We start from the raw sequence: 22,570 nt of genomic DNA, 5'->3' as shown, positions 1-22,570 counted from the left end.
CACCGGGTGGTGTGCCAGTCAGGAACCAGCACCTAGAGAGTTTACTCTTTCTTCCCCTAGAAAGAAAAAGAACGGGCCGGAAAACCGGCCCGTTCTTTTTTAGTTTTTCTTGAAGGCATCCATCAGCGCGGCTCCCAGCGCCCCGTTTTCCTGGGGTTTCGCGCCCTTACCCCCTTTGGGACCTGCCGACATTTTCCCCTTCTTTGGTTGCGTGCCTCGACCACTCGGTTGGCGACCAGTGCGGCCGGTGCCTGGTTTGCCACGAAAGTCTCGCTCCTCACGGGCGGAAGCGCCACCATCCTTGCGCATCGTCAGCCCAATCCGCTTACGCGCAACGTCTACCTCAGTGACCGTTACCTTCACCACCTGGCCGGTTTTGACCACTTCATGCGGATCTTTGACAAAGCGATCTGCAAGCTGGCTCACATGAACCAAGCCGTCCTGATGCACGCCAATGTCGACGAAAGCCCCAAAAGCCGCGACATTGGTTACGGTCCCTTCCAGCACCATGCCTGGTTTGAGGTCGGTAATCGCCTCTACCCCTTCGGTGAAGGACGCGGTCACAAAGGAAGGTCGCGGGTCACGACCTGGTTTCTCCAGCTCTGCAAAGATATCCCGGACGGTTGGCAAGCCAACGCCACCCGCGACAAATTCCTCCGCCCGCAGATGCTTCAATGCACCATCATCGCCCATGATTTGGCGAATCTCTCTACCGCAAGCCGCAACAATTTTACGCGCGACATCATAGCTTTCAGGGTGCACGGATGAGGCATCCAGAGGTTCTTTACCCTCGCGGATCCGCAAAAAACCCGCGCATTGTTCAAACGCTTTTGGTCCTAGGCGCGCGACTTTCAGCAATTCCTTGCGACTGGTGAATGCCCCATTTGCATCACGGTGGGCGACGATGGCTTCTGCCAATCCAGGCCCCAAGCCAGAGACATGCGCCAGCAAGGGTGCCGAGGCCATGTTGAGGTCCACACCCACCGCGTTCACTACATCCTCGATCACCGCTTCCAGCGATTTAGAGAGTTTATGCTGGTCCACATCATGCTGATACTGTCCCACGCCGATACTCTTGGGCTCGATCTTCACCAGTTCGGCCAGCGGGTCCTGCAGACGGCGCGCGATCGAAACTGCGCCCCGCAACGACACATCCAGCTCCGGGAACTCCCGCGCCGCCAGTTCGGAAGCGGAATAGACAGAAGCGCCTGCCTCGGAAACCACAACCTTGGTTGGCTTTTTCACTTTAGCGGGCAGGTTCTGGATCACCTCTGCCACCATGCGTTCGGTTTCGCGACTGGCGGTGCCATTGCCAATAGCGATCAGTTCCACCCCGTGTTCTGCTACCAGTTTCAGGATCGAAATCTGCGCGCCCCGCAGGTCATTTTTCGGCTGAAATGGGTACAGGGTTTCTGTTGCCACCAATTTCCCGGTCGCATCAACCACTGCCGCCTTTACGCCGGTGCGAATGCCCGGGTCCAACCCTAGGGTCGGTCGCGCACCGGCCGGAGCCGCAAACAAGAGGTCCTTCAGATTGCGGGCAAAGACATTGATCGCCTCATCCTGAGAGCGTCCGCGCAGATCGCTCATCAGCTCAAGCATCATCGAAAGTGACAGTTTCACCCGCCAGCACCAGCCCGCGACCTTGCGTAGCCACTTGTCACCCGGCCCTTGCCCCGCCGCCCCCAATTCCGCAGCCACCATGCTTTCGGCGCGGGCGACACCTTCTTCCGGTTCCGGACCAATATCCAGGGTCAAGATCCCTTCGTTTGATCCGCGCAGCATCGCCAGCGCCCGATGCGAGGGCACATCGGCCCAGCGCTCTACGTGCTCGAAGTAGTCGGAGAACTTCGCCCCTTCCTGCTCCTTGCCCTCAACAACCTTGGCGGTCAGCCGCGCCTCGGCCTGCAAAAACGTCCGCAGCCGACCCAGAAGAGCTGCATTCTCGGTCATCCGCTCGACCAGAATATCGCGAGCTCCATTAAGCGCATCCTTGGTAGTGGCAACCACCTCGCTCAGATAGGCCCCAGCCAGGGTTTCCGGCTCTGCGCCCCGATCGGACAAAATAGCATCCGCCAAAGGCTCCAGCCCGTTTTCTCGCGCAATCATCGCCTTGGTGCGACGCTTGGGCTTATAGGGCAGATAGATATCCTCTAGCTGTGCCTTGGTTTCTGCCCTAGCAATAGAGGCCGCAAGATCGTCGGTGAGCTTGTCCTGCGATTTGATCGTGTCGAAAATCGTTGCACGCCGCGCTTCCAGCTCTCGCAGATACTCCAACCTTTCGGCCAGGGTCCGCAATTGGCTGTCATCCAGTCCCCCTGTGACCTCTTTGCGGTAACGCGCCACAAAAGGCACGGTTGCGCCTTCGTCCAGCAGCGTCACCGCGGCTGCTACCTGTTTTGCACTGGCGCTAATTTCATCTGCGATTGTTATGCTGATACGGGTGGTTACGTCCACAAGCGGCGTCCTTCTAGGCGGATTCTCGGGCGCTCAATTTCACACATCCGAACAAGCGCGCCAAGATCTCAATTCCTATTGGTTTTTGGCTCCACCCCCGACGGCATGAACAATGCCAGAGGATTGTTTCCAGGCTTTTTTGTTACAATTTGCAATTGTCTGTATTTGATTTAGTGTATTTTCTCGGAAGTTTTTTCTTGGGGAACCACATGTTTAATCTTGTACACAAACTTTCCGAAGCAACCCGACGTCTATCGGTTGGCTTTGCGACACTCGCCATTCTGGCCTTCAGCACATCGACTGCGTCTTCAACGACACTTTCCACCGGACTGACACCAAATAACAATCATAATGGGGTTATGTTTGATATTCAGGTTGGGTCAAGCGACCTGTCCCTTACGGATATTGCCGCCAACTTTATGTCGTCCAGCGCAGACTATGAGCTTTATTATATCGCTGGCGGTATAGGCAGCAATTTGAACAACCCGGGCAGTTGGACTTTGCACGACTCCATTAGCTCTCTTGCTGGTGGCAGCGGCTTGTCTGTTTGGAACATTGCTGACCTCCTCTTGTCTGCAAATACCATGTATGGCTTGTACCTCACTTCAACGGGCGGCTCAGACTACATTGGATATAGGAATGGCTCTAGCGTCGGCGACGTCATAGCTTCCGATAGCAATCTATCGATCCTCTCCGGATATGGCCGTTCGCACCCCTTCGGCGGTACTTTTTCTCCCCGCTCTTTCGCTGGATCCCTTAGCTACGATATTGCAGCAGTACCTCTGCCTGCTGCAGGATTTCTGCTGCTCGGCGCTCTCGGTGGAGCCGCAGCATTACGCCGCCGCAAAAAAATCAACTAAGCCCACCTTTAGTTCTACCCGACAGCCAGTAAGATCTCCTTGCGGGCTGTTCGTATTTCAAAGCACGGCCTGGCGCAGGCCTGGCTTTATCTGAACAGGAATTTTGATACAGCCTTTCCCCCTTGCCCCTCTGTCCACAGCTGCCTAAAACACCTACCAACATCAGACATTCGGATACGGCGGAAAACAATGCTCGACCTGACATATGAACTCCCCAAGCCCAAGGTGATCGCGGGCGCCAAACATGACTGGGAACTGGTCATCGGCATGGAGGTGCATGCCCAGGTCAGCTCCAAAGCCAAGCTGTTCTCCGGCGCCTCGACCAAATTCGGCAATGAGCCCAACTCCAACGTCTCCTTCGTGGATGCGGCCATGCCCGGCATGCTGCCGGTGATCAACGAGTACTGCGTTGAGCAGGCGGTGCGCACCGGACTTGGCCTCAAGGCCGAAATCAATCTCTGGTCCGCTTTTGACAGAAAGAACTACTTCTACCCGGATCTGCCGCAGGGCTATCAGATCTCGCAGCTTTACCACCCTATCGTGGGCGAAGGTGAGGTGCTGGTGGAACTGGGCGACGGCACTGCGCGCAATGTGCGTGTTGAGCGCATCCACATGGAGCAGGACGCAGGCAAATCGATCCATGACATGGACCCCAACATGTCCTTTGTCGACCTCAACCGCACCGGCGTCTGCCTGATGGAGATCGTCTCCCGCCCTGACATTCGTGGCCCCGAAGAGGCCGCCGCCTATATCGCCAAACTGCGCCAGATCATGCGCTATCTGGGCACTTGCGATGGCAATATGCAAAACGGCAACCTGCGCGCCGACGTCAACGTCTCGATCTGCCTGCCCGGCGCCTATGAGAAATACCAGGAAACCCAGGATTTCTCCCATCTCGGCACCCGCTGCGAGATCAAGAACATGAACTCTATGCGCTTTATCCAGCAGGCCATCGAGGTTGAGGCACGGCGCCAGATCGCCATCGTCGAAGGTGGCGGCAAGGTCGATCAGGAAACCCGCCTCTACGACCCCGACAAGGGCGAAACGCGCTCCATGCGTTCCAAGGAAGAGGCGCATGATTACCGTTACTTCCCAGATCCCGACCTCCTGCCGCTGGAGATCGAGCAGGACTGGGTCGATGGCATTGCTGCCTCCCTGCCCGAGCTGCCGGACGAAAAGAAAGCCCGTTTTATCGGCGATTTTGGCCTCTCCGACTATGACGCCTCGGTGTTGACCGCCGATGTGGAATCGGCCGCTTACTTCGAGGCCGTGGCCGAGGGCCGCAACGGCAAGCTGGCGGCAAACTGGGTGATCAACGAGCTCTTTGGCCGCCTGAAGAAGGACGAGGACAAGACCATCACCGACAGCCCGGTCTCGCCCGTGCAGCTGGGCGGCATTATTGACCTGATTTCCTCCGACGCCATTTCCGGCAAGATCGCCAAAGACCTGTTTGAGATCGTCTACACCGAAGGTGGCGACCCGGCAGAGATCGTCGAAGCGCGCGGCATGAAGCAGGTGACGGATACCGGCGCCATCGAGACCGCCCTGGACGAAATCATCGCCGCTAACCCGGCGCAGGTGGAGAAGGCCAAGGTGAATCCGAAGCTGGCAGGCTGGTTTGTCGGCCAAGTGATGAAAGCCACCGGCGGCAAGGCCAACCCCAAAGCAGTGAACGAGCTGGTCGCCAAGAAACTGGGCGGCTGATCTTACCCGGACAACGGATACCAAAAGGGCGCCCCATGCGGCGCCTTTTTTTTGCGCCTGAAACGAGGGTGCCCTGCGTGCACCCGCTGTCCCCTCCTGAGCACCGGGCACCCCCATTGGCGGGGCCTATGCCCCAACCCGCAGCCGGATGCTGCCTTTATTCACCTTCAGCGGATTCACCGGAAACAATTCTGGTGGCCTTCACCGCTTTGGCCCCTTGCTCTAGATACTTCGCGCCAAAGACCATTCCGCCAACGGCTGTGCCCGCCAGTGCCGGAGCTCCAAAGAGCGCAAATACCCCAGCAGAAACGCCAATCAAACCGAGCCGCCAAGTCGCATCGGAAAGTTCATCTTCCTTCCCGTCAGGCCAGGACCTCAAACTTCGCCAATACTTGGACAGGAGGCCCTTGGCCTGCTCTGCATCCTCTTGGGCTGGCTCCTCGGCCAGGGCTTCCGTCTGTTTCTTCAAAGTCTGAATAGCTTCGGCCATGGCCAAAAGACGCCGGACCAAGTCACGTGCTTCGTCTTGCGCTTCAGGAGACGGCCAGTGATTGATCCCCTGCAAGCGGCGAATCTCCAACTCCAGATGCCCATAAACGGCTTCAAGCGTGGGCGGCAAGGTGAGGCGATTGACCTTTAGTGCTGCCTGGACCTTAGTGGTGTCGATTTGGAGTGGCTCAAGCTTGGCAACAGGCTGCGGTTTTGCCGGCTGGTACTTCGCTTCAATCTCCGCAATCAACTCGGCGATATGCTCCGCCCCTTTCTCCCAGTCTTCATCGGGAAGCAGAGCGATTTCTTCCAGCATTTTCCTGTGGCTGAGCCAGTCCCCTGTCAGCGGTTTGCCGACAAGGATAGCCGAGTACCATCGCAGCCAGAACTCATGATAGGGTTCGGCCTCCAGCCAGGCGCGTGCCCGCTGCCAGAACTCATAAGCAGCATCCGGCATTCCATCTAGCCATAGCGGAAGTTGCTGAAGCTCTTCCTCATGCTCAAGCGCCGATGCATCAATCTGCAACGCAAACCAGATATCTGAAGCGATTGATTGAGGGACGGCCCTATTTGCGTAATCTATTGCATACGAAGAGCGTAGTGCCGCTTTTCGGCCCGAACGGGCCACTGCAACTGCGGTTGAAGCGACCGCTTCAACCGAATAGGCTAAAGCGCGAAAGTCACTCCCCTGAGAAGAAAAAACCATTGAAGCAAGTTTAGTTGCCGCGCTTGATGCAAAACTCGCATTCGTCTTCGTCGCCATTTCCGGATGAGCACTTGTAATTTCTGAAACTAGCGAGCACCTAAGAACTGGCAACGTTGCGAAATCACGCCCTAGTCCCCCTCTTGCCAGGGCTTCAAACCAGACCAAAACCGTTCTCAGGGCAGAGCGAGATGCCAATGCTATCGAACTTTGATATACTTGATCATCTGAAAGCTCGCTTATCCGATCAAAGTAACTCTCCCGATCAACAATCTTTTCTACCGCTACCACGCGCGAAACCCTTCAAACCCAATGGCAGAACTGTGCCGCAGGCTCCCCGCTTGAACAACCCCGCGCTTGACCCCCGGCCCTTATCCGCTAAACCTGCCGGTTAAGTCAGGAGACCGCGATGCAAGCGTTTGAGTATAAAGTTGTTCCCGCCCCCCATAAGGGCACTAAGGCCAAGGGTGTCAAAGGGCCAGAGGGGCGTTTTGCCAATTCGATTGAGATCATCCTCAATGAGATGGCCGCCGAGGGCTGGGAATATCAGCGCGCGGAGCTGCTCCCCTCGGACGAACGTACCGGCCTCACGGGAACCACCACGAATTGGCGCAATGTCCTGATCTTTCGCCGGATCTTACCCCCAGAAGAACCCCATCTGACAGAGGAGCAGGTCGAGGAAGCGCTGGCCCCTGCATCCTTTGACGAAGAGCCGACATCAAATCCAGCGGCGGTCGCGGTCAACGTACCTGCCCCACAGCAGGCGCCTGAACCCGTTCCGCTAACCGCAACAGCTGGCGACCCCGAGGCCCCTGCTGGTGCGCAGCCCATACCAGGTCCGGGTGCGGCCAAGATGGTCTCTGACGACGGGGTCGAAGAACTGAGCCCGGTCTCTGGCATAACTGCCGCCTTGAAAACACGGGCCAAACAAAAGAGTGAAAGCGGGGAGTAGGACGCCCCGCTTTCACTCTTTGCGGTGCGCGCTCAGGCGCCAATATCCAAGCCAAGCGCATGAATACGCGGCACAATGTCGCCCAATGCCTTGTGCAAGGTGCGATGCTGCTGCACCCGGTTCAACCCTTCAAAAGCCTCTGCCCGGATGCGAATGGCAAAATGACTCTCGCCTGAACCATCATCCCCTGCATGGCCTGCGTGCTTGTAGCTCTCATTCTCAACTTCCAGCTCGCGTGGCTGAAAGGTGGCCTCCAGCCGAGTAATCATCTCATCACGAATGCTCATTTTCCGCTCATCCTCATATTTTTTCGTCTCGCCCTCTTCAATCTGGCGCTCCTTAGACTAAACTGCTGCCTCCGAGTCGAATAGATGCGTCGAGAAGGTGCACACCATGAGCAAATCAGATCCTTTCGGTTTCGATATGTCCGTCAGCTCTGCTAAAAAGAAAAATCCACGCGGTCGCAGGGCCGCGTCAGGCGCCTCCGAGACCTCGGTGCGCCAATGTGACAAGGAAGGCTGCCAGGAAGCAGGCAAATTTCGCGCACCCAAAGCGCCAGATGTGCTGGATGATTTCTACTGGTTTTGCCAGGAGCACGTGCGCGAATACAACAATGAGTGGAACTTCTTCCAGGGCACTACAGAGGCTGAGCTGAATGCGCAGCGCTCCAAGGACAAGGTCTGGGAGCGTGAGACAAAGCCCATGGGCGACCCCGAGGCTCGCGCCTGGGCGCGCTTGGGCATTGAGGATCCGCATCAGGTTCTGGGTGCCAATGCCACCCAAAATCCGGGCCGTGCCGCCAAGGCCGGTCGTCGCCTGCCCCCGACTGAGCGCCGCGCCATTGAGATCCTGGAAGCCAAGGATGATTGGTCCAAGGCTGAAATTCGCAAATCCTATAAGAAGCTGATCAAGGTTCTGCACCCCGATATGAATGGTGGCGACCGCAGTCAGGAAGATCAGCTGCAGGAAGTCCGCTGGGCCTGGGATCAGATCAAGGACAGCCGCAGTTTTAAGTAGATCGGTTCGCCATGGCGAAATCGAGGGAGGTGACCAGGAATGGCCGCCTCCCTCTTTGCGTATTGGATGTAGAAACTGACGCAATTGGCAGTACTGCTCCACAAAATAAGTCCAGTTCCTGCAGCAACATCACGTTATTTGGTTTCGACCTTATCGCCCCCCTTGCCCTTACTCAGAAGATCGGGCACCAATCCCCGGATTGACCCGCGCGCGCGGCAGAGGAAGAAGGATCGACGAAGATGAGCGACGGTATGCTGGACATGAATGCAAAACCGATGGAGGCCGTTTCGGTCCGCGATGTATTCGGGATCGATACGGACATGACCGTCAAAGGCTTTGCTGAAGCCTCGAACCGGGTGCCTGCGATGGACCCGACCTACAAGTTCGACCCGGACACCACGCTAGCCATTCTGGCAGGTTTCTCTCACAACCGCCGGGTGATGATCCAGGGTTATCACGGCACCGGGAAATCGACCCATATCGAACAGGTCGCAGCGCGTCTGAACTGGCCTTCGGTGCGGGTGAACCTCGACAGCCATATCAGCCGGATCGACCTCATCGGTAAGGATGCTATCAAACTGCTTGACGGTAAGCAGGTCACCGAATTCCACGAGGGCATTCTGCCTTGGGCCCTGCGCAACCCGGTTGCCATCGTCTTTGACGAATATGACGCGGGCCGCGCCGATGTGATGTTCGTGATCCAGCGCGTGCTTGAACATGACGGCAAACTGACCCTCTTGGATCAGAACGAGATCATCACCCCGAATCCGAACTTCCGCCTCTTTGCCACCGCCAACACCGTTGGTCTGGGTGACACCACCGGGCTGTACCATGGCACCCAGCAGATCAACCAGGCGCAGATGGACCGCTGGTCCCTGGTCGCGACGCTGAACTACCTCAGCCATGATGCGGAGACTGCGATCGTCCTGTCCAAGGCGCCGCATTACAACACTGCCGAGGGCCGCAAGAACATCAGCCAGATGGTGACTGTTGCGGATCTGACCCGGACCGCCTTCATGAATGGTGATCTGTCGACCGTGATGTCCCCCCGGACCGTGATCAACTGGGCGCAAAACGCTGAGATCTTCCGCGATGTGGGCTATGCCTTCCGCCTCAGCTTCCTGAACAAATGCGACGAGCTGGAGCGCCAGACCGTTGCCGAGTTCTACCAGCGCTGCTTTGACGAAGAGCTGCCGGAAAGTGCTGCCAGCGTGAGCTTGGGGTAATGTCTAAGGCTTCCGCCCCAATCAGTGGGTCGATCGCGAGTAAACTGCTCTCGACCTTTTCTGTTGACGGAAGCCTTCGCGATATTCTTGTTCCGGATACCATACTGACGGATTGGAAAGTGTTATTGTCCAGCCTCAAACAGGCTGGGTACAAGCTGAAAATTTCGGAACCGTTTGACCTAACGCAAAACCTAAACATCGCAGAAGTCTTTCGACACTCAAATGAGAATTCGCCGGTCAAACTAGAAGTGGCGTTGTCGCCTACAAATCTCGTCCACTGTCACTTTTTCACATTGGACGAAATAGAATGCGACGTTGACCCACGTGCTATTGACGACGAATCTGAAGTCGAACGAATTCTCGGATTCATGAAATTTGTCGGTGACGCATTGAACAAGAATGTGCTTCTGACAGAGGAAGACACCCGAGAGGTTTGCCTCGCGACATATAGGCCCGATACCGGGGAGTTTTTGACGATATGAAAAAGCCAAACGACAATCCAGCGGATCCGTTCAAAAAGGCCTTGGCCGAGGCCACCAAGGTCATGGCCGATGATCCGGAGCTGAGCGTTTCCTATACTGTCGACCCTTCGGGAGTCTCCGGCGACAATATGCGCCTGCCGCAGGTCTCGCGCCGGATGACCCGCGAAGAGGTTCTGCTGGCACGCGGCACCGCGGATGCTCTGGCGCTGCGCCGCAAGTTCCACAATGAAGCTACCCATGCGCGATATGCGCCCCCGGGCGATCTTGCACGTGATCTCTATGAGGCGATGGAAACTGCCCGCTGCGAGGCCATGGGCGCGCGGCATATGCCAGGTACCGCCTCCAACATCGACGTCAAGATCCGCAACGAGTCGATCCGGCGCGGCTATGACCAAATGAAAAGCTCTTCCGAGGCACCGCTGGCGGCCTCGGCTGGCTATCTGATCCGTCACCTTGCCACCGGTCGCCCCCTGCCTGAGGGCGCTGCCAATGTGATGGAGCTCTGGCGCGGGTTTATTGAATCCCAAGCCGGCGGCACATTGGAAGGCCTGCAAGAGAAGCTGGAAGATCAGGCGGAATTTGCCAAATTCACCCGCCAGATCATCACCGACCTGGGCTACGGCGACCAGCTGGGCGATGACCCGGATGAGTTGGATGACCAGCAGGACGACGAGGCCGAGGAGAACGCAGAAGAGCAACCGGATCCCGACAGCTCTGGTCAGGACGATTCCGAAGACGAGCAGGCCGAAGCGGACGCCGAACAAGCGCAGGAACAGCAGCAGGACGAGAGTCAGGCCCAGATCTCCATGGATGAGATGGCCGATGAAGAGCTGGCAGAAGATGTGGAAATGCCCGATGGCGAGGCGCCGCTGGAGCCCCCCGCTCCACCGCCCGCCTCTGAGGCCGATCCGGATTACAAGGTCTTCCTGGATACGCATGACGAGGAAATCGCCGCTGAAGAACTGGCCGAGCCGGCAGAGCTGGAACGCCTGCGCGCCTATCTCGACCAGCAGCTGGAGCCCCTGAAAGGCGCGGTCTCACGCCTGGCCAACAAGCTGCAGCGCCGCCTACAGGCGCAGCAGAACCGCTCTTGGGAGTTTGACCTGGAAGAAGGCACGCTGGATGCCGGCCGTCTGGCCCGCGTAGTTGCCAATCCCACGACGCCGCTCTCCTTCAAGCGGGAAAAGGACACCGAATTCCGCGACACCGTGGTGACGCTCTTGCTGGATAACTCTGGCTCGATGCGGGGGCGTCCGATTTCGATCGCTGCAATCTGCGCCGATGTTCTGGCCCGCACCTTGGAGCGCTGCAACGTGAAGGTTGAGATCCTCGGCTTTACCACCCGCGCCTGGAAGGGCGGGCTGGCGCGCGAGGCCTGGCTCAACGACGGGCGCCCGCAGATGCCCGGACGTCTGAACGACCTACGCCACATCGTCTATAAATCAGCTGACGCCCCCTGGCGCCGTGTGCGCCCCAACCTGGGGCTGATGATGAAAGAGGGCCTCTTGAAGGAAAACATCGACGGTGAAGCGCTGGAATGGGCGCACCGCCGCATGATCGGCCGCCAGGAAGCGCGCAAGATCCTGATGGTGATTTCCGATGGCGCCCCGGTGGATGACAGCACTCTTTCGGTGAACCCGGCCAACTATCTGGAAAAGCACCTGCGCGATGTCATCGCCATGGTCGAGCGCCGCAAGATGGTGGAGCTTTTGGCCATTGGCATTGGCCATGATGTGACCCGTTACTACGACCGCGCCGTCACCATTACCGATGTGGAGCAGCTGGCCGGCGCCATGACTGAGCAATTGGCTGCCCTTTTCGACAGCGACCCGCGTGCGCGCGCGCGCGTTATGGGTATGAAGAAAGTCGGATAAACTTCTGAGGTCATAGCATGCCGCATAAGATCGAGTATTTCTACTCCACCCATTCTGCCTATGCCTACCTTGGCTCCAAGCGGTTGATGGAGATCTGCGCGGCCCATGATTGCCAACTTGTTCACCGGCCTTTCAATCTGTCCCCCGTGGTCGAACATTCCGGGGGGCAACCCTTTGCGGGTCGTTCACAAGCCCATGTGGACTATTTCTTTGGGCGGGAGATCGAACGCTGGGCCGCCTTTCGGGACGTCCCCATCATCGACTACCGCCCAACCTATCACGACAATCCCTTGCAGCTTTCAAGCGGCGTGGTGATAGCCGCAGACCATCTGGGACTAGACACGAATCGCATCGCGCAGGCATTGCTACAGGCTCATTGGCGCGATGATATTGACCTGGCTGACAGTGCACATCTCTCCAAAACGATCCGCGAGATCGGCTTTGATCCAGCCCCCTTGCTACAGGCCGCTTTGACCCCAGAGGTTCAGGCTGTCTTTGCCAAAAACACCAAGACCGCGCTCGACCTTAACCTCTTTGGCTCCCCCACCTATATTTTGAATGGTGACCCCTATTATGGGCAGGACCATCTGGAATTGCTAGAATACGCCCTGCAAAAGCCCTTTCCCCTATACCAGTTCAAAAACCCAGCGGTTGATAGCGCCTAAATCTCCGCTTGCACCTTCCTGCGCTTCGCGTTTCTCTGGCGCGGCTGAATTCAGCCAAAGCAGGAGAGGCACATGTATCAAACCTTTGACGTCACCGCGCGCCCTGAGCAAGGCCCACCCCGCTTGGCCGCCCTGCGGGCAGAGATCAATTCCGCCGGTCTGGATGGGTTTCTGGTTCCCCGCGCCGATGCACATCAAGGTGAATATGTTGCCCCAAGGGATGAGCGCCTCTCCTGGCTTACGGGCTTTACCGGTTCTGCCGGTTTCTGTGCGGTGCTAAAAGACAAGGCCGGTATCTTTATTGATGGACGCTATCGCACCCAGGTCAAACGCCAGGTAGCCGAGGAATTTACCCCCGTCCCCTGGCCCGAGGTCCAACTTGGAGCCTGGCTCAAAGCGCAGCTCCCCTCTGGCGGACGCATCGGCTTTGATCCCTGGCTGCACTCACTGTCCCAAATCGAAGAGCTGAGCCGCGCGCTTGAAGGGTCCGGAATCGAATTGCAGCAAACCAGCAACCTGGTTGATGCAATCTGGCCAGATCAACCGGAACCTCCGATGGAGCGAGTACAACTTCATTCGCTGGAATATGCAGGCGAGACTGCGGACGAGAAAGCAGAACGACTGGCGGCAGAACTGCGCGACGCTTCACGATCCGCTGCAGTCATCACCCTACCCGATAGCATCATGTGGCTGCTGAACATCCGAGGTGGCGACATTCCCCGCAATCCTGTTGCGCACGGATTTGCTATTCTCCACGATGACGCCCGCATCGACCTTTTCATGGCAGGAGAGAAACTGGCCGAGGTCGAGGGTTCTCTGCCCTCGATAGTCACACGACGCGAGCCAGAGGGCTTCTTGCAGGCGATTTCCGCAATCAAGGGTAAGGTGTCCGTTGATGCAGGCAGTCTGCCGCAAATCCTCTCAGATGCGCTGGGGGACCGTCTGGTCAAATCGGGGGACCCCTGCGCCCTGCCCAAGGCCCGAAAAAACACAGCTGAGATCGAAGGCTCTGCCGCGGCGCATCTGCGAGACGGTGCCGCCGTCATCGAATTGCTAGCATGGCTCGATCAGCAAGCCCCAGGTTCGGTGACTGAAATCCAGGTTGCTCAGCGCCTGGAGGAGCTACGCCGACGTGACCCCGCGCTACGCGACATCAGTTTTGAAACCATTGCAGGGACCGGGGAAAACGGTGCGGTCATGCATTACCGTGTGACCGAAGAAACCGACACCATGCTTGAGGACGGGCATCTCCTGGTGCTGGATAGCGGCGGGCAATATCTGGACGGTACCACCGATATCACCCGCACCATCGCTATTGGCAGCCCAGGGCAAGAAGAATGCGAGGCCTTTACACGGGTTTTGCAGGGCATGATTGCCATGTCCCGTCTGCGCTGGCCAAAGGGTCTCGCTGGTCGCGATATCGAAGCGATAGGCCGTATGCCTCTTTGGCTTGCGGGGCAGGATTTCAATCATGGGCTGGGCCACGGGGTTGGCGCCTTTCTCAGCGTGCATGAGGGGCCGCAACGCCTAAGTCGCGTTTCAACCGTACCGCTTGAAGAAGGTATGATTCTATCAAATGAACCCGGTTACTATCGAGAAGGCGCCTTTGGCATTCGGATCGAAAACCTATTGGTGGTGCAGCAAGCCCCTGCTTTGAACAGCAGCGATCCGGAGCGAGAGATGCTAGATTGGCGCACTCTTACCTTTGCACCCATCGACAGGCGGCTTATAGTCACCGCAATGCTGAGCGCAGATGAACGCGCATGGCTGAATAACTATCATGCCCAGATAGCCCAGAAACTGCGCGACCGCGTCAGTTCTGCCGCTCAGGCTTGGCTTAATGACGCAACCAGGCCGATCTGATAGGAAATCGTTACATAAGCTAGGCATATGAAATGCCGATGATCACCGAGGGGGAAGAAGATGAGCAGTATCCGTATTCGCAAAGCACCTGGCACCTGGAGCGTACGTTCTGGTGGTGCGGTCCTAGGCGAAAGCAGCAATGCGCTTGAACTGGAAGAAAGCGGACATGAGCCTGTCGTTTACTTCCCCCGTTCTGATATCGCTATGGCTTTCTTGGACCCAAGCGAAAAAACCAGCCATTGCCCGTTAAAAGGCACCGCCACATATTACTCCATCGTGAATAAATCCTCGGTCACCAAGGATGCGGTCTGGAGCTACGAAGACCCTGTAGAAGGTGCTTCTGCGATTGAGGGATACCTTGCATTCGTTCTGAGTGACTCTGTCAAAGTGGAACAAATTTGATAGGGGATATACACGCCCCGATAGCAAAATCGACAGAAATATACCTGAGATAGAAAAGAATTTTCTTTTTTCTGATAGTTTCACGAAACTCTTTTCGCGGCGCAATCTCTATTAGCGGCAGCTTCTGCTGCCGTTTTTTTTGATCAAAACACCATTGTTTTCATCGCTACCATGGGCTCGTTTCAACATTTCACCGCGATAGCTGTGCCATAAAGATCGCGAGCCGATCAGCACGCTTTCATTAGCAAGGTATTAAAATGAACGCGGAGTAGAGATCAAAGCGCCGCTGCACAGCAAGATGACTTGACCAGTCTTGCAGAAGGCCCAGTTAGCGGAAGCGGGTTCGGATTTGGTCTGTGATCAGGTCTTTCAGAACCTGCGATCACATAAGCCCGACACCGGGGCCACGCACTGCAAAACCGGAAATGGCGTGCACATCCAGTTGTCACAAAAACAAAATTCCAGGGGAAAACAAAAGAGATTACAAGGAAACCCCTCAGATCCATGGACCCAAGCGATGGTTCAAAACTACTGTGTAAGAAGAGGTTTTCTTCTTACAACACTGCCTTGCAAAGATGCTGGCGTGCGTTTTCCAAACGTTCGTCAGCGGCAAAAAGCTTACCATCCATTGCGCATTCGATAGCGTAATCGATCAAGGCTTCCAAGGCCGCTTTCTCATTGTCCTGCTCACTCAACTTTTCATTTACCTCAGCCTCTGATGGGCCGAATTCAAAAGTACGCATATTCATCCTTCCGCACTTTAGTAACTATGGTTACTGTAAGTGTATCTTTCACCATCTTGTGACCAGGAATCAATAGAAAGAAAAAATTAACCTATGCGTGATGTCGATACATCGCAAATCAGTGGTCGCCTTTTAAAGGTGTTCATTACTGTGTTTGATGAAATGTCAGTGAGTAAGGCCGCTGAACAGCTAGAAAGTAGCCAATCTACTATCAGCCACAATATCGAACGACTGCGTAGTATTCTGGGTGATCCGCTTTTTCTACAAGCTGGACGAGGGATTGTTCCTAGCGAAAGAGCGGAATTCCTGGCACCGAAAATCAGGCACCTTCTGACAGATCTCGAAAGTCTGGCTGACAATGATGGATATGATCCACTGGTTGACACTACCCCGGTCAGGATCGCCTCAAATGGCAGCACGGTTGCACCGCAACTTGATAGGCTTCGCACGCAACTCTGGTCCAAGGTCCCTGGTCGTCAGCTAATTTTTCGCGAACTGGGCTCCAGGGACAACCTAGAGAGCGTGTTACATCGAGGGGCTGCAGACCTGGCTATTGCCGCGCGCCCCATAAGATACCCCGAGTTGCTTCAATGTCGCCCCTTGTTCGCAACCCATTCTGTCATTTTCTACGACCCCGCTGAGCGGGGCCCAATTGAGAGCATTGAGGATTACTGCACCGCACCACATGCCACATTGGATTTTGGCGGGTCGATCAAGAGTGTTGTTGAAACCGCCCTGGAATCATTGGGACTTTCGCGCAACATTGCTATCTCAGTGCCAAATGTCTGGTTTCTTGCCCAGGTGCTGAAGGGAACTAATCTAATCACCACGCTCCCTGGATTGCTAGCAAACACGGCCTTTTCCGAGTTCAGCCAATGCAAATTCCCGATAAGTCTTCCGCCTATCGATTTTGATCTGGTCTGGCATCGCCGAAACCAGAATTCCCCCAGGCATATCTGGCTCCGAAGGGAGGCCGCATCAGCCCTTCAGCAATCCATAGCTGATCCGGAGCCCCTACCAGAGACGCCGAAGGCGATACGGAAGCCTGTGACGGATAGTGCAGTCTAGCTGTGTTCTTCGGCGGCAACCGCCACCAGAGCGCGGTTATAGGCCTTCAGAACATCCACATGGTAGATCGCTCCGATCACACGTTCTTCATCCTCTTCTTGGGCCACAACCGACAGAAAGGGAGTATCCGCACGGTCGAACACTGGAAGCAATGCCTCCAGTGAGGCGCCGCTGCGCACAAACAATCCTTCGGCACGTTTAGCCTCACATTCCTCAATGGAAGCACAGCGTGCGTTTCCAATATGGCGAATGATTGCGTCGGCCTTCAACAGAGCCAAGAGATAGGCCTGTGGCCCGGCCGCGCAGCGAATGTTCCGTCTCTCAAGCTGTGTAAGGAAGAAGGAGCGATCAACCAGGCGGGAGGCCAGAGCCGTAGAAATTGAGACGGAAACCATGACCGCCAAACCAATCTGCCAATCTCCGGTGAGCTCGAAAACAATCAAGGTCGTCGAAATGGGCGCCCCCAACACAGCAGCAGCCACTGCCCCCATGCCAGCAAAGGCATAAAGTGTATGCGTTCCAGAGACATCAGGCAAAATGGAGGTCGCAACCAAACCAAAGGCCAAGCCAGTCATGGCGCCGATCATCAGGGAAGGCGAAAAGACCCCCCCACCCATGCGGCCCCCAACGGTGATCGCCACTGCTGCTGTTTTCACCGCAACGAACAGCACAGCCTGCGAAAGTACCAGCCCACCTGTCAGGGCCAGTTCCGTGGTCTCATAACCTACACCGATGATATGCGGATACCAAATCGCAATAACGCCCAAAATCGCGCCTGAGACGGTGGGACGTAGCCAACGTGGCATGGAGAATTTATTTTGAACGGTTTCGCTGACCTGCTCTGCAAGGAAAATACTGCGCATCATCGCAACTGCGACCAGACCACAAATCAAGCCAAGCATAAGGAAGGCTGGTAGCTCGACATAAAACTGCAAGGCACCGGGCGTGTTCAACGCAAACTCGGTGACGTCACCATATTCCAGCCGGTTGATTACAGTTCCTGCGACAGCGGCAATAACAATTGGCGCAAAGGCGTGAACGGCAAAATGGCGAAGAACAACCTCCATCGCAAAGAGCGCCCCAGCAATCGGAGCGTTGAAACTCGCCGAAACCGCAGCGGCCACCGCACACCCCAACAGATCGCGACCGGTAATACCATCAGCTTTTATGCGATCACTTACCCAGCTTGAGATGACACTAGCCAAATGCACCACAGGCCCCTCACGGCCTGAGGATCCACCTGTCGAAAGAGTGATAAAAGACGCCAAAGCCGAGGCTATCCCGGCTTTGATCTCAACACGCCCCTCCTTGAGAGCTGCCCCTTCGATCACATCCGCGACCGAACGCACCCGCGCATCAGGAGTGAAACGATCCAGGATCAAACCCACGATGAGTCCACCCAAAGTGGCGATCAAGATCAACATGTACCAGGGCAGCGTCTCGGCAAAACTATGCAGGTAATTTGCGTCCTCTGCCCCGTAAACCCAGGCCTGCAACGCAGAGATGCCTTTACGGAAGAAAAGTGCTGCAAATCCCGCTGCGACACCGATCACAAGCGCGAGCAGCCAATAGCTCAGTTGCCCTGGCGCACGGTGCATCAAAATCCGACCAGTATCCCGTCCGGCAGAGCTCATCTGAGCCAACCGGGCTGAAAGAAGCGTGCGCATGGAATGCAGCATAGTTTTCTCTTTGGTTTTCAAGTCTCTCGTCAATCAGCCAGAGAAATTAGAACAGAAGGTAAATTACCTCCCTAAAACTGGGCGAAAGGTGCAGAAAAGGTAGAACTTTCCAACCTAAGCCAGCAAGAGCGCTTTCGCCGCAGCGCGAGCTTCTTGTGTGATCGTGTCTCCAGCGACCATGCGCGCAATCTCGTCTACGCGTTCGCTTTGATCCAAGGGCACCACTTCCGAGAGCGTCAAACCTTCGCTAACCCGCTTTTGGACACGCCAATGGTGACCGCCTTGGGCCGCAACCTGGGGCGAATGTGTCACGACCAAAACCTGACCGCTCCCTGCGAGGGTTTTCAGCCGTCGTCCAACCGCGTCCGCTGTTGCACCGCCGACACCGCGGTCGATTTCGTCAAAGATCAGTGTCTTGGATTGATCGCTGCCACGCAGACAAACCTTCAAAGCGAGCAAAAAGCGGCTAAGTTCACCGCCAGAGGCGATCTTGTTCAGAGGTCCTGAAGGCGCGCCTGGGTTGGTTGCTACGGTGAATGCCACCTCGTCATGCCCTTCAGGGCCCGCAGCTGTCGGTCCAAACCGGGTTTCAAAGACTGCGCGTTCCATTTTCAAAGGTGCCAACTCAGCCATAACGGCCTGATCCAGAAGGGCCGCCTGCTCCTTGCGCGCGGCACTCAATTGTTCAGCCGCCTTCTGATAGGTTGTTTCTGCGGCCTTCAATGCAGTTTCCTGCTCTAGCAAATTGCCCTCACCTGCGTCGAGCGTCGCAAGCTTTTCGCGTAGGCTATCCGCATGGGTAGCCAGATCGTCTGGCAGGACACCGTATTTGCGTGCCAAGGCCCGGATCTCGAAAAGGCGCGCCTCGCACTCTTCCAGCTCACCCGGGTCAAAATCCAAACCATCGAGGATTCTGGAAACCCCATCCTGCGCATCGCCCAGTTCGATCATCGCGCGTCCCAGAGCCGAGAGGGGCTCGTTCAAGCCAGCCTCCTCAGCGCCATTTGCAACACCTTCAAGCCAACGCTGCGCCTCACCCAGTGCGGTTTCCGCGCCTTCGCTCAACAGGGTATGTGCTCGTAGAATATCACCACGGATCCGTTCAGCAGACTGCATCTGGCGGCGGCGTTGATCCAGCGCCTCATCTTCACCCGTTTCCGGGTTCAGACGATCAAGTTCTGAAACCGAATGACGCAGGAACTCCTCCTCAGACCGAACAGATTCCAGTGCATTGCGCGTTGCCTCAACCGCTTTTCGGGCAAGGCTCATATTTGACCAGGCGCTGCGTGTTGCGCTCAACAGCTCCGAAAGGTTGGCAAAACTATCTAGCAATGTCCGGTGTCCACGCGGATTTAGCAATCCACGATCATCATGCTGGCCATGTAGCTCGACCAGTGTTTCCGACAGTCTCCGCAGAACTTCACCAGAGCAGCGCCGGTCGTTCACCCATGCGGTTTTACGACCCTCTGCCGTATTGACCCGGCGCAGGATCAGTTCCTCCCCGCCAGGCAATCCTGCCTCTTCCAGGACAGCATGCGCAGGATGATCGGAGGCAAGGCTGAACTCTGCAATGACTTCCCCCTGGGCAGCCCCTTGGCGCACCAGTTCTGCCCGGCCACGCCAGCCCAGAACAAAACCAAGCGAATCCAAGAGAATGGATTTCCCGGCCCCGGTCTCACCGGTCAGGACATTCAACCCAGGCTGAAAGTTCAGCTCCAGATGATCAATGATCAGCAGATCTCGAATATCAAGTGCGCGCAGCATAGTTCCGTTCCAGAGCCCCTGGTACCAAGAGGGTTACAGCCAGCGCCCTTTGATCGACTGGCGGTAGATCTGGCTGAGCCAGTTGTTGCCCCGGTCTCTCAGCTTCAACCCTTTCGAGGTCAGCAGACGATAGCTGTCCTCGTACCATTCGCTTGACTGGTAGTTGTGACCAAGGATAGCGCCAGCTGTTTGCGCTTCATCCGTTAGACCAAGGGAAAGATAGGCTTCGACCAAGCGATGCAGCGCTTCTGGTGTATGGGTGGTGGTCTGATACTCCTCCACCACGACGCGGAAACGGTTGATCGCGGAAGTGAAATGCCCCCGGCGCAGGTAATAGCGACCGATTTCCATTTCCTTGCCCGCAAGGTGATCAAAGGCCAGATCAAATTTGAGAATCGCCGCATTGGCATATTCACTGTCTGGATAGACCTCAATCACAGTCAGCAGCGATTGTAGTGCCTGAAAGGTCAGTCCCTGATCGCGACCGACCTCATCGATCTGATCATAATAGCTCAGCGCAAGCAGATACTGCGCATAGGCGGCGTCTTCATCCGTCGGATAGAAATCGATAAACCGTTGAGCGGCGCCACGGCTGTTCTCGTAGTCCTTGGACTGATGATAAGCAAAGGCCTGCATGATCAGGGCTTGCTTTGCATATTCAGAATAGGGGTAAAGGCGTTCAATCTCAGAGAAGTAATAGGCCGCGTCCTTGGTACGCGAACGCGCCAGCTCAAACTCTCCACGCTCGAAGATCTGTTCGGGCGTATATGTTTCTAGCGGAATAGAGCGTTCCTTGCCGGCTCCGCCATCTCCACCGCATCCGGACAGCGCTGCCACCAGAATAGCCGCGCCAACAAATTTGGCCCCTGCCTTGATGCCGATCATTTTCGCCTAACCTCACCGTCTTTGACTTTCGGGTGTCGCCCCCCCGGGTTCAGCCCGGTTTAGCACATTCGTTTGACATGCAAAACGTCTTATCCCCGTTTCTGTGCACTTGGCAGACATTGTGAAGCAGGGTCAAGTCAACCCCAATTAAGGGCAGCTGACCGGCAGGGCTTAGCCGATCACAACATCGCCCGCATTGCCTTGCTAAAGCAGCACAAAGCTCTCGCAGTGCTCCTCCGTTGCGGGTGAGTTTTTACAAAGGAACTAAGGAAGCTTTAGGCGACGCGGCGATGTTCTGCAGGCACCTCTGCCCAGACCAAGCCTTGACCGGGCAGTCGCGCGGTCATTGCAGCATCGCAACGCACGCGGCGCACAGCACCAGGGGTCGCAAAAAGTTCACGCAGCAGGGTATTTGTCAGGGAATGGCCGGCACGATCACCGACATAGCGGCCCAGCAGCGGCCCACCAGCCAGCGCCAGATCGCCCAGAGCATCCAGCATCTTATGACGCACGGGTTCATCACTGTGGCGAAGCCCTTCACCGCTTTCGATGCGAGCGCCATCAAAAACGATCGCATTCTTCCCAGGTACACCACCCAGCGCCAGTCCGTTGGCTTGCATGTTCTCTACATCGATACGACGACAGAAGGTGCGGCTATCACAAAGCTCCCGCACAAATGCACCATTGCGCAGATCCAGAACCCGGCTCTGGCGTCCGATCCCCTTCTCGGCAAAATCGATATGGAATTCGATCATCAAACGATCACAGGGAAGCAAGGTGGCACTGGCACCATCTTTTGTCACGGTAACCGGGCGGAGAACCTCCCAGGCTTCGACCGGGCTGGACAGGCGCTGCACGCCGCGCGCCATGATACCACGCACAAAAGGTGCGGAAGAGCCATCCAGAATAGGGACTTCCGGCCCATCGATTTCGACCAGTGCATTATGAACACCGCAGCCAGCCAAGGCTGCCATAATATGTTCAACAGTAGAAACAGAAACACCCGCCTCATTGACCAGGCGGGTGCAAAGTGCTGTGCGCTCAACACGATCCCATAGAGCAGGTACAATCGTGTTACCCAAAGAAATATCAGTGCGTTTGAAAGTGATCCCATGTCCCGCATCAGCAGGTTTCAGAACCATTTTCGCGGATTTCCCAGAATGAAGGCCGCGCCCTTCAAATGCCACCGATGCTTTGAGCGTATTCTGCACCTTGTGCTCCTGTAGTCCATGTCCGGCGTCATGCGCCGTGTTGGGAGAAACTCGTAATGTTTTCGCTCACAGGCCTCAACTCAATCTTTGTAACGGAATGAAACATCCCGGAAACATATAGGCAAAAGGCTGCTCAGAAAGGCACAATCGTATGAATTTAAAAAGAAAAAGGCCGCCCAAAGGCGGCCTCTTTTAGGGAATTAGTGAGGGCTCAATTGGCCTGACGACGCAAGAATGCAGGAATTTCGATACGATCCTGATCCGCATCCGCCTGGGTCTGTGCCGCAGGTTGCTGCTGTGGAACGGCCGCTTGCTGTTGAACCGGAGGCTGTTGACGCAGCTGCTGAGGCTTTGGCTGTTGCTGCCCTTCTGCTGCGCTGCCGGTCATACGGTGGATCAGCGAGTTCAGCCCAAAGCGACGCTGTTCAGCCTGAGGCTCTACAGCCTCCTGCTGAGCGACATTGCTTGGCTGCTGCTGTGGCATAGCTTGTTGCGGCTGCTGCATTGGTTGTTGCCCTTGCGCACG

At 56.3% G+C, this 22,570-nt stretch carries 18 protein-coding genes and 1 pseudogene; 10 read left to right on the top strand and 9 right to left on the bottom strand.

The window, feature by feature from the left end:
* Positions 1-99: 99 nt before the first annotated feature.
* Entirely contained in the window at positions 100-2,457 is a 2,358-nt protein-coding gene (locus tag RSK20926_RS16745) for a Tex family protein (RefSeq protein WP_008208537.1), read from the bottom strand.
* A 209-nt stretch (positions 2,458-2,666) separates the two neighbouring features.
* On the opposite strand from RSK20926_RS16745, the gene RSK20926_RS16740 reads away from it, so the two are divergent.
* Both RSK20926_RS16740 and gatB read left to right on the top strand, forming a co-directional pair.
* Positions 2,667-3,317, top strand: a complete 651-nt coding sequence (locus RSK20926_RS16740; protein WP_083805813.1) for a VPLPA-CTERM sorting domain-containing protein — start codon at positions 2,667-2,669, stop codon at positions 3,315-3,317.
* 189 nt (positions 3,318-3,506) lie between these two features.
* Complete coding sequence (gene gatB / locus RSK20926_RS16735) at positions 3,507-5,021, top strand: Asp-tRNA(Asn)/Glu-tRNA(Gln) amidotransferase subunit GatB (RefSeq protein ID WP_008208533.1); 1,515 nt, start codon at positions 3,507-3,509, stop codon at positions 5,019-5,021.
* Between the two features lie 157 nt (positions 5,022-5,178).
* On the opposite strand, the gene RSK20926_RS16730 is transcribed toward gatB, so the two are convergent.
* Positions 5,179-5,967 carry a hypothetical protein gene (locus RSK20926_RS16730; RefSeq protein ID WP_232281920.1) on the bottom strand — a complete coding sequence of 263 codons (789 nt, stop codon included), beginning with the start codon at positions 5,965-5,967 and terminating at the stop codon, positions 5,179-5,181.
* Positions 5,968-6,622: 655 nt separating this feature from the next.
* Between RSK20926_RS16730 and RSK20926_RS16725 the strand changes: the two genes are divergently transcribed.
* On the top strand, positions 6,623-7,165 hold the full coding sequence (locus tag RSK20926_RS16725) for a DUF4177 domain-containing protein (RefSeq protein ID WP_008208528.1): 543 nt from the start codon (positions 6,623-6,625) through the stop codon (positions 7,163-7,165).
* Between the two features lie 32 nt (positions 7,166-7,197).
* Here RSK20926_RS16725 and RSK20926_RS16720 read toward each other — a convergent pair whose 3' ends face one another.
* Entirely contained in the window at positions 7,198-7,452 is a 255-nt protein-coding gene (locus RSK20926_RS16720) for a BolA family protein (RefSeq protein WP_008208526.1), read from the bottom strand.
* A 106-nt stretch (positions 7,453-7,558) separates the two neighbouring features.
* Between RSK20926_RS16720 and RSK20926_RS16715 the strand changes: the two genes are divergently transcribed.
* The 6 genes from RSK20926_RS16715 (at position 7,559) to RSK20926_RS16685 (ending at position 14,694) form a co-directional block, all read left to right on the top strand.
* Positions 7,559-8,182 (top strand): DnaJ domain-containing protein, encoded by a 624-nt coding sequence (locus tag RSK20926_RS16715; protein WP_008208524.1) that lies wholly within the window; start codon positions 7,559-7,561, stop codon positions 8,180-8,182.
* A 239-nt stretch (positions 8,183-8,421) separates the two neighbouring features.
* Positions 8,422-9,408: a cobaltochelatase subunit CobS gene (gene cobS, locus RSK20926_RS16710; RefSeq protein WP_008208523.1), complete on the top strand. Its 987-nt coding sequence runs from the start codon at positions 8,422-8,424 to the stop codon at positions 9,406-9,408.
* 478 nt (positions 9,409-9,886) lie between these two features.
* Positions 9,887-11,764 carry a cobaltochelatase subunit CobT gene (gene cobT / locus RSK20926_RS16700; protein WP_008208518.1) on the top strand — a complete coding sequence of 626 codons (1,878 nt, stop codon included), beginning with the start codon at positions 9,887-9,889 and terminating at the stop codon, positions 11,762-11,764.
* A gap of 17 nt (positions 11,765-11,781) precedes the next feature.
* A complete protein-coding gene (locus RSK20926_RS16695) occupies positions 11,782-12,429 on the top strand; it encodes a 2-hydroxychromene-2-carboxylate isomerase (RefSeq protein ID WP_008208514.1) in 648 nt (215 codons plus the stop codon).
* A 72-nt stretch (positions 12,430-12,501) separates the two neighbouring features.
* The gene (locus RSK20926_RS16690) at positions 12,502-14,292 is read left to right on the top strand and encodes an aminopeptidase P family protein (protein ID WP_008208512.1); all 1,791 of its coding nucleotides are present in this window, start codon (positions 12,502-12,504) and stop codon (positions 14,290-14,292) included.
* Positions 14,293-14,352: 60 nt separating this feature from the next.
* The gene (locus RSK20926_RS16685) at positions 14,353-14,694 is read left to right on the top strand and encodes a DUF427 domain-containing protein (protein ID WP_008208505.1); all 342 of its coding nucleotides are present in this window, start codon (positions 14,353-14,355) and stop codon (positions 14,692-14,694) included.
* 554 nt (positions 14,695-15,248) lie between these two features.
* Here RSK20926_RS16685 and RSK20926_RS16680 read toward each other — a convergent pair.
* Positions 15,249-15,443, bottom strand: a complete 195-nt coding sequence (locus RSK20926_RS16680; RefSeq protein WP_008208504.1) for a hypothetical protein — start codon at positions 15,441-15,443, stop codon at positions 15,249-15,251.
* 87 nt (positions 15,444-15,530) lie between these two features.
* Between RSK20926_RS16680 and RSK20926_RS16675 the strand changes: the two genes are divergently transcribed.
* Positions 15,531-16,505, top strand: coding sequence for a LysR family transcriptional regulator (locus tag RSK20926_RS16675; protein ID WP_008208503.1), 975 nt, complete (start codon positions 15,531-15,533; stop codon positions 16,503-16,505).
* On the opposite strand, the gene RSK20926_RS16670 is transcribed toward RSK20926_RS16675, so the two are convergent.
* The 5 genes and pseudogenes from RSK20926_RS16670 to RSK20926_RS16650 form a co-directional block, all read right to left on the bottom strand.
* The gene (locus RSK20926_RS16670) at positions 16,502-18,184 is read right to left on the bottom strand and encodes a chloride channel protein (RefSeq protein ID WP_037255524.1); all 1,683 of its coding nucleotides are present in this window, start codon (positions 18,182-18,184) and stop codon (positions 16,502-16,504) included. The two genes, RSK20926_RS16675 and RSK20926_RS16670, sit on opposite strands and share 4 nt — an antisense overlap.
* Before the next feature lie 114 nt (positions 18,185-18,298).
* Positions 18,299-19,948, bottom strand: coding sequence for a DNA repair protein RecN (recN, locus tag RSK20926_RS16665; protein WP_008208500.1), 1,650 nt, complete (start codon positions 19,946-19,948; stop codon positions 18,299-18,301).
* A 33-nt stretch (positions 19,949-19,981) separates the two neighbouring features.
* Positions 19,982-20,833, bottom strand: coding sequence for an outer membrane protein assembly factor BamD (locus RSK20926_RS16660; protein ID WP_008208498.1), 852 nt, complete (start codon positions 20,831-20,833; stop codon positions 19,982-19,984).
* Between the two features lie 275 nt (positions 20,834-21,108).
* Positions 21,109-22,044 (bottom strand): UDP-3-O-acyl-N-acetylglucosamine deacetylase, encoded by a 936-nt coding sequence (gene lpxC, locus RSK20926_RS16655; RefSeq protein WP_037255521.1) that lies wholly within the window; start codon positions 22,042-22,044, stop codon positions 21,109-21,111.
* 211 nt (positions 22,045-22,255) lie between these two features.
* Positions 22,256-22,570: pseudogene (locus RSK20926_RS16650) on the bottom strand (cell division protein FtsZ); the annotation flags it as partial.

It is taken from the genome of Roseobacter sp. SK209-2-6 (assembly GCF_000169455.1).
Lineage (GTDB): Bacteria > Pseudomonadota > Alphaproteobacteria > Rhodobacterales > Rhodobacteraceae > Pseudophaeobacter.
This window is presented reverse-complemented; position numbering and strand designations above follow the sequence as displayed.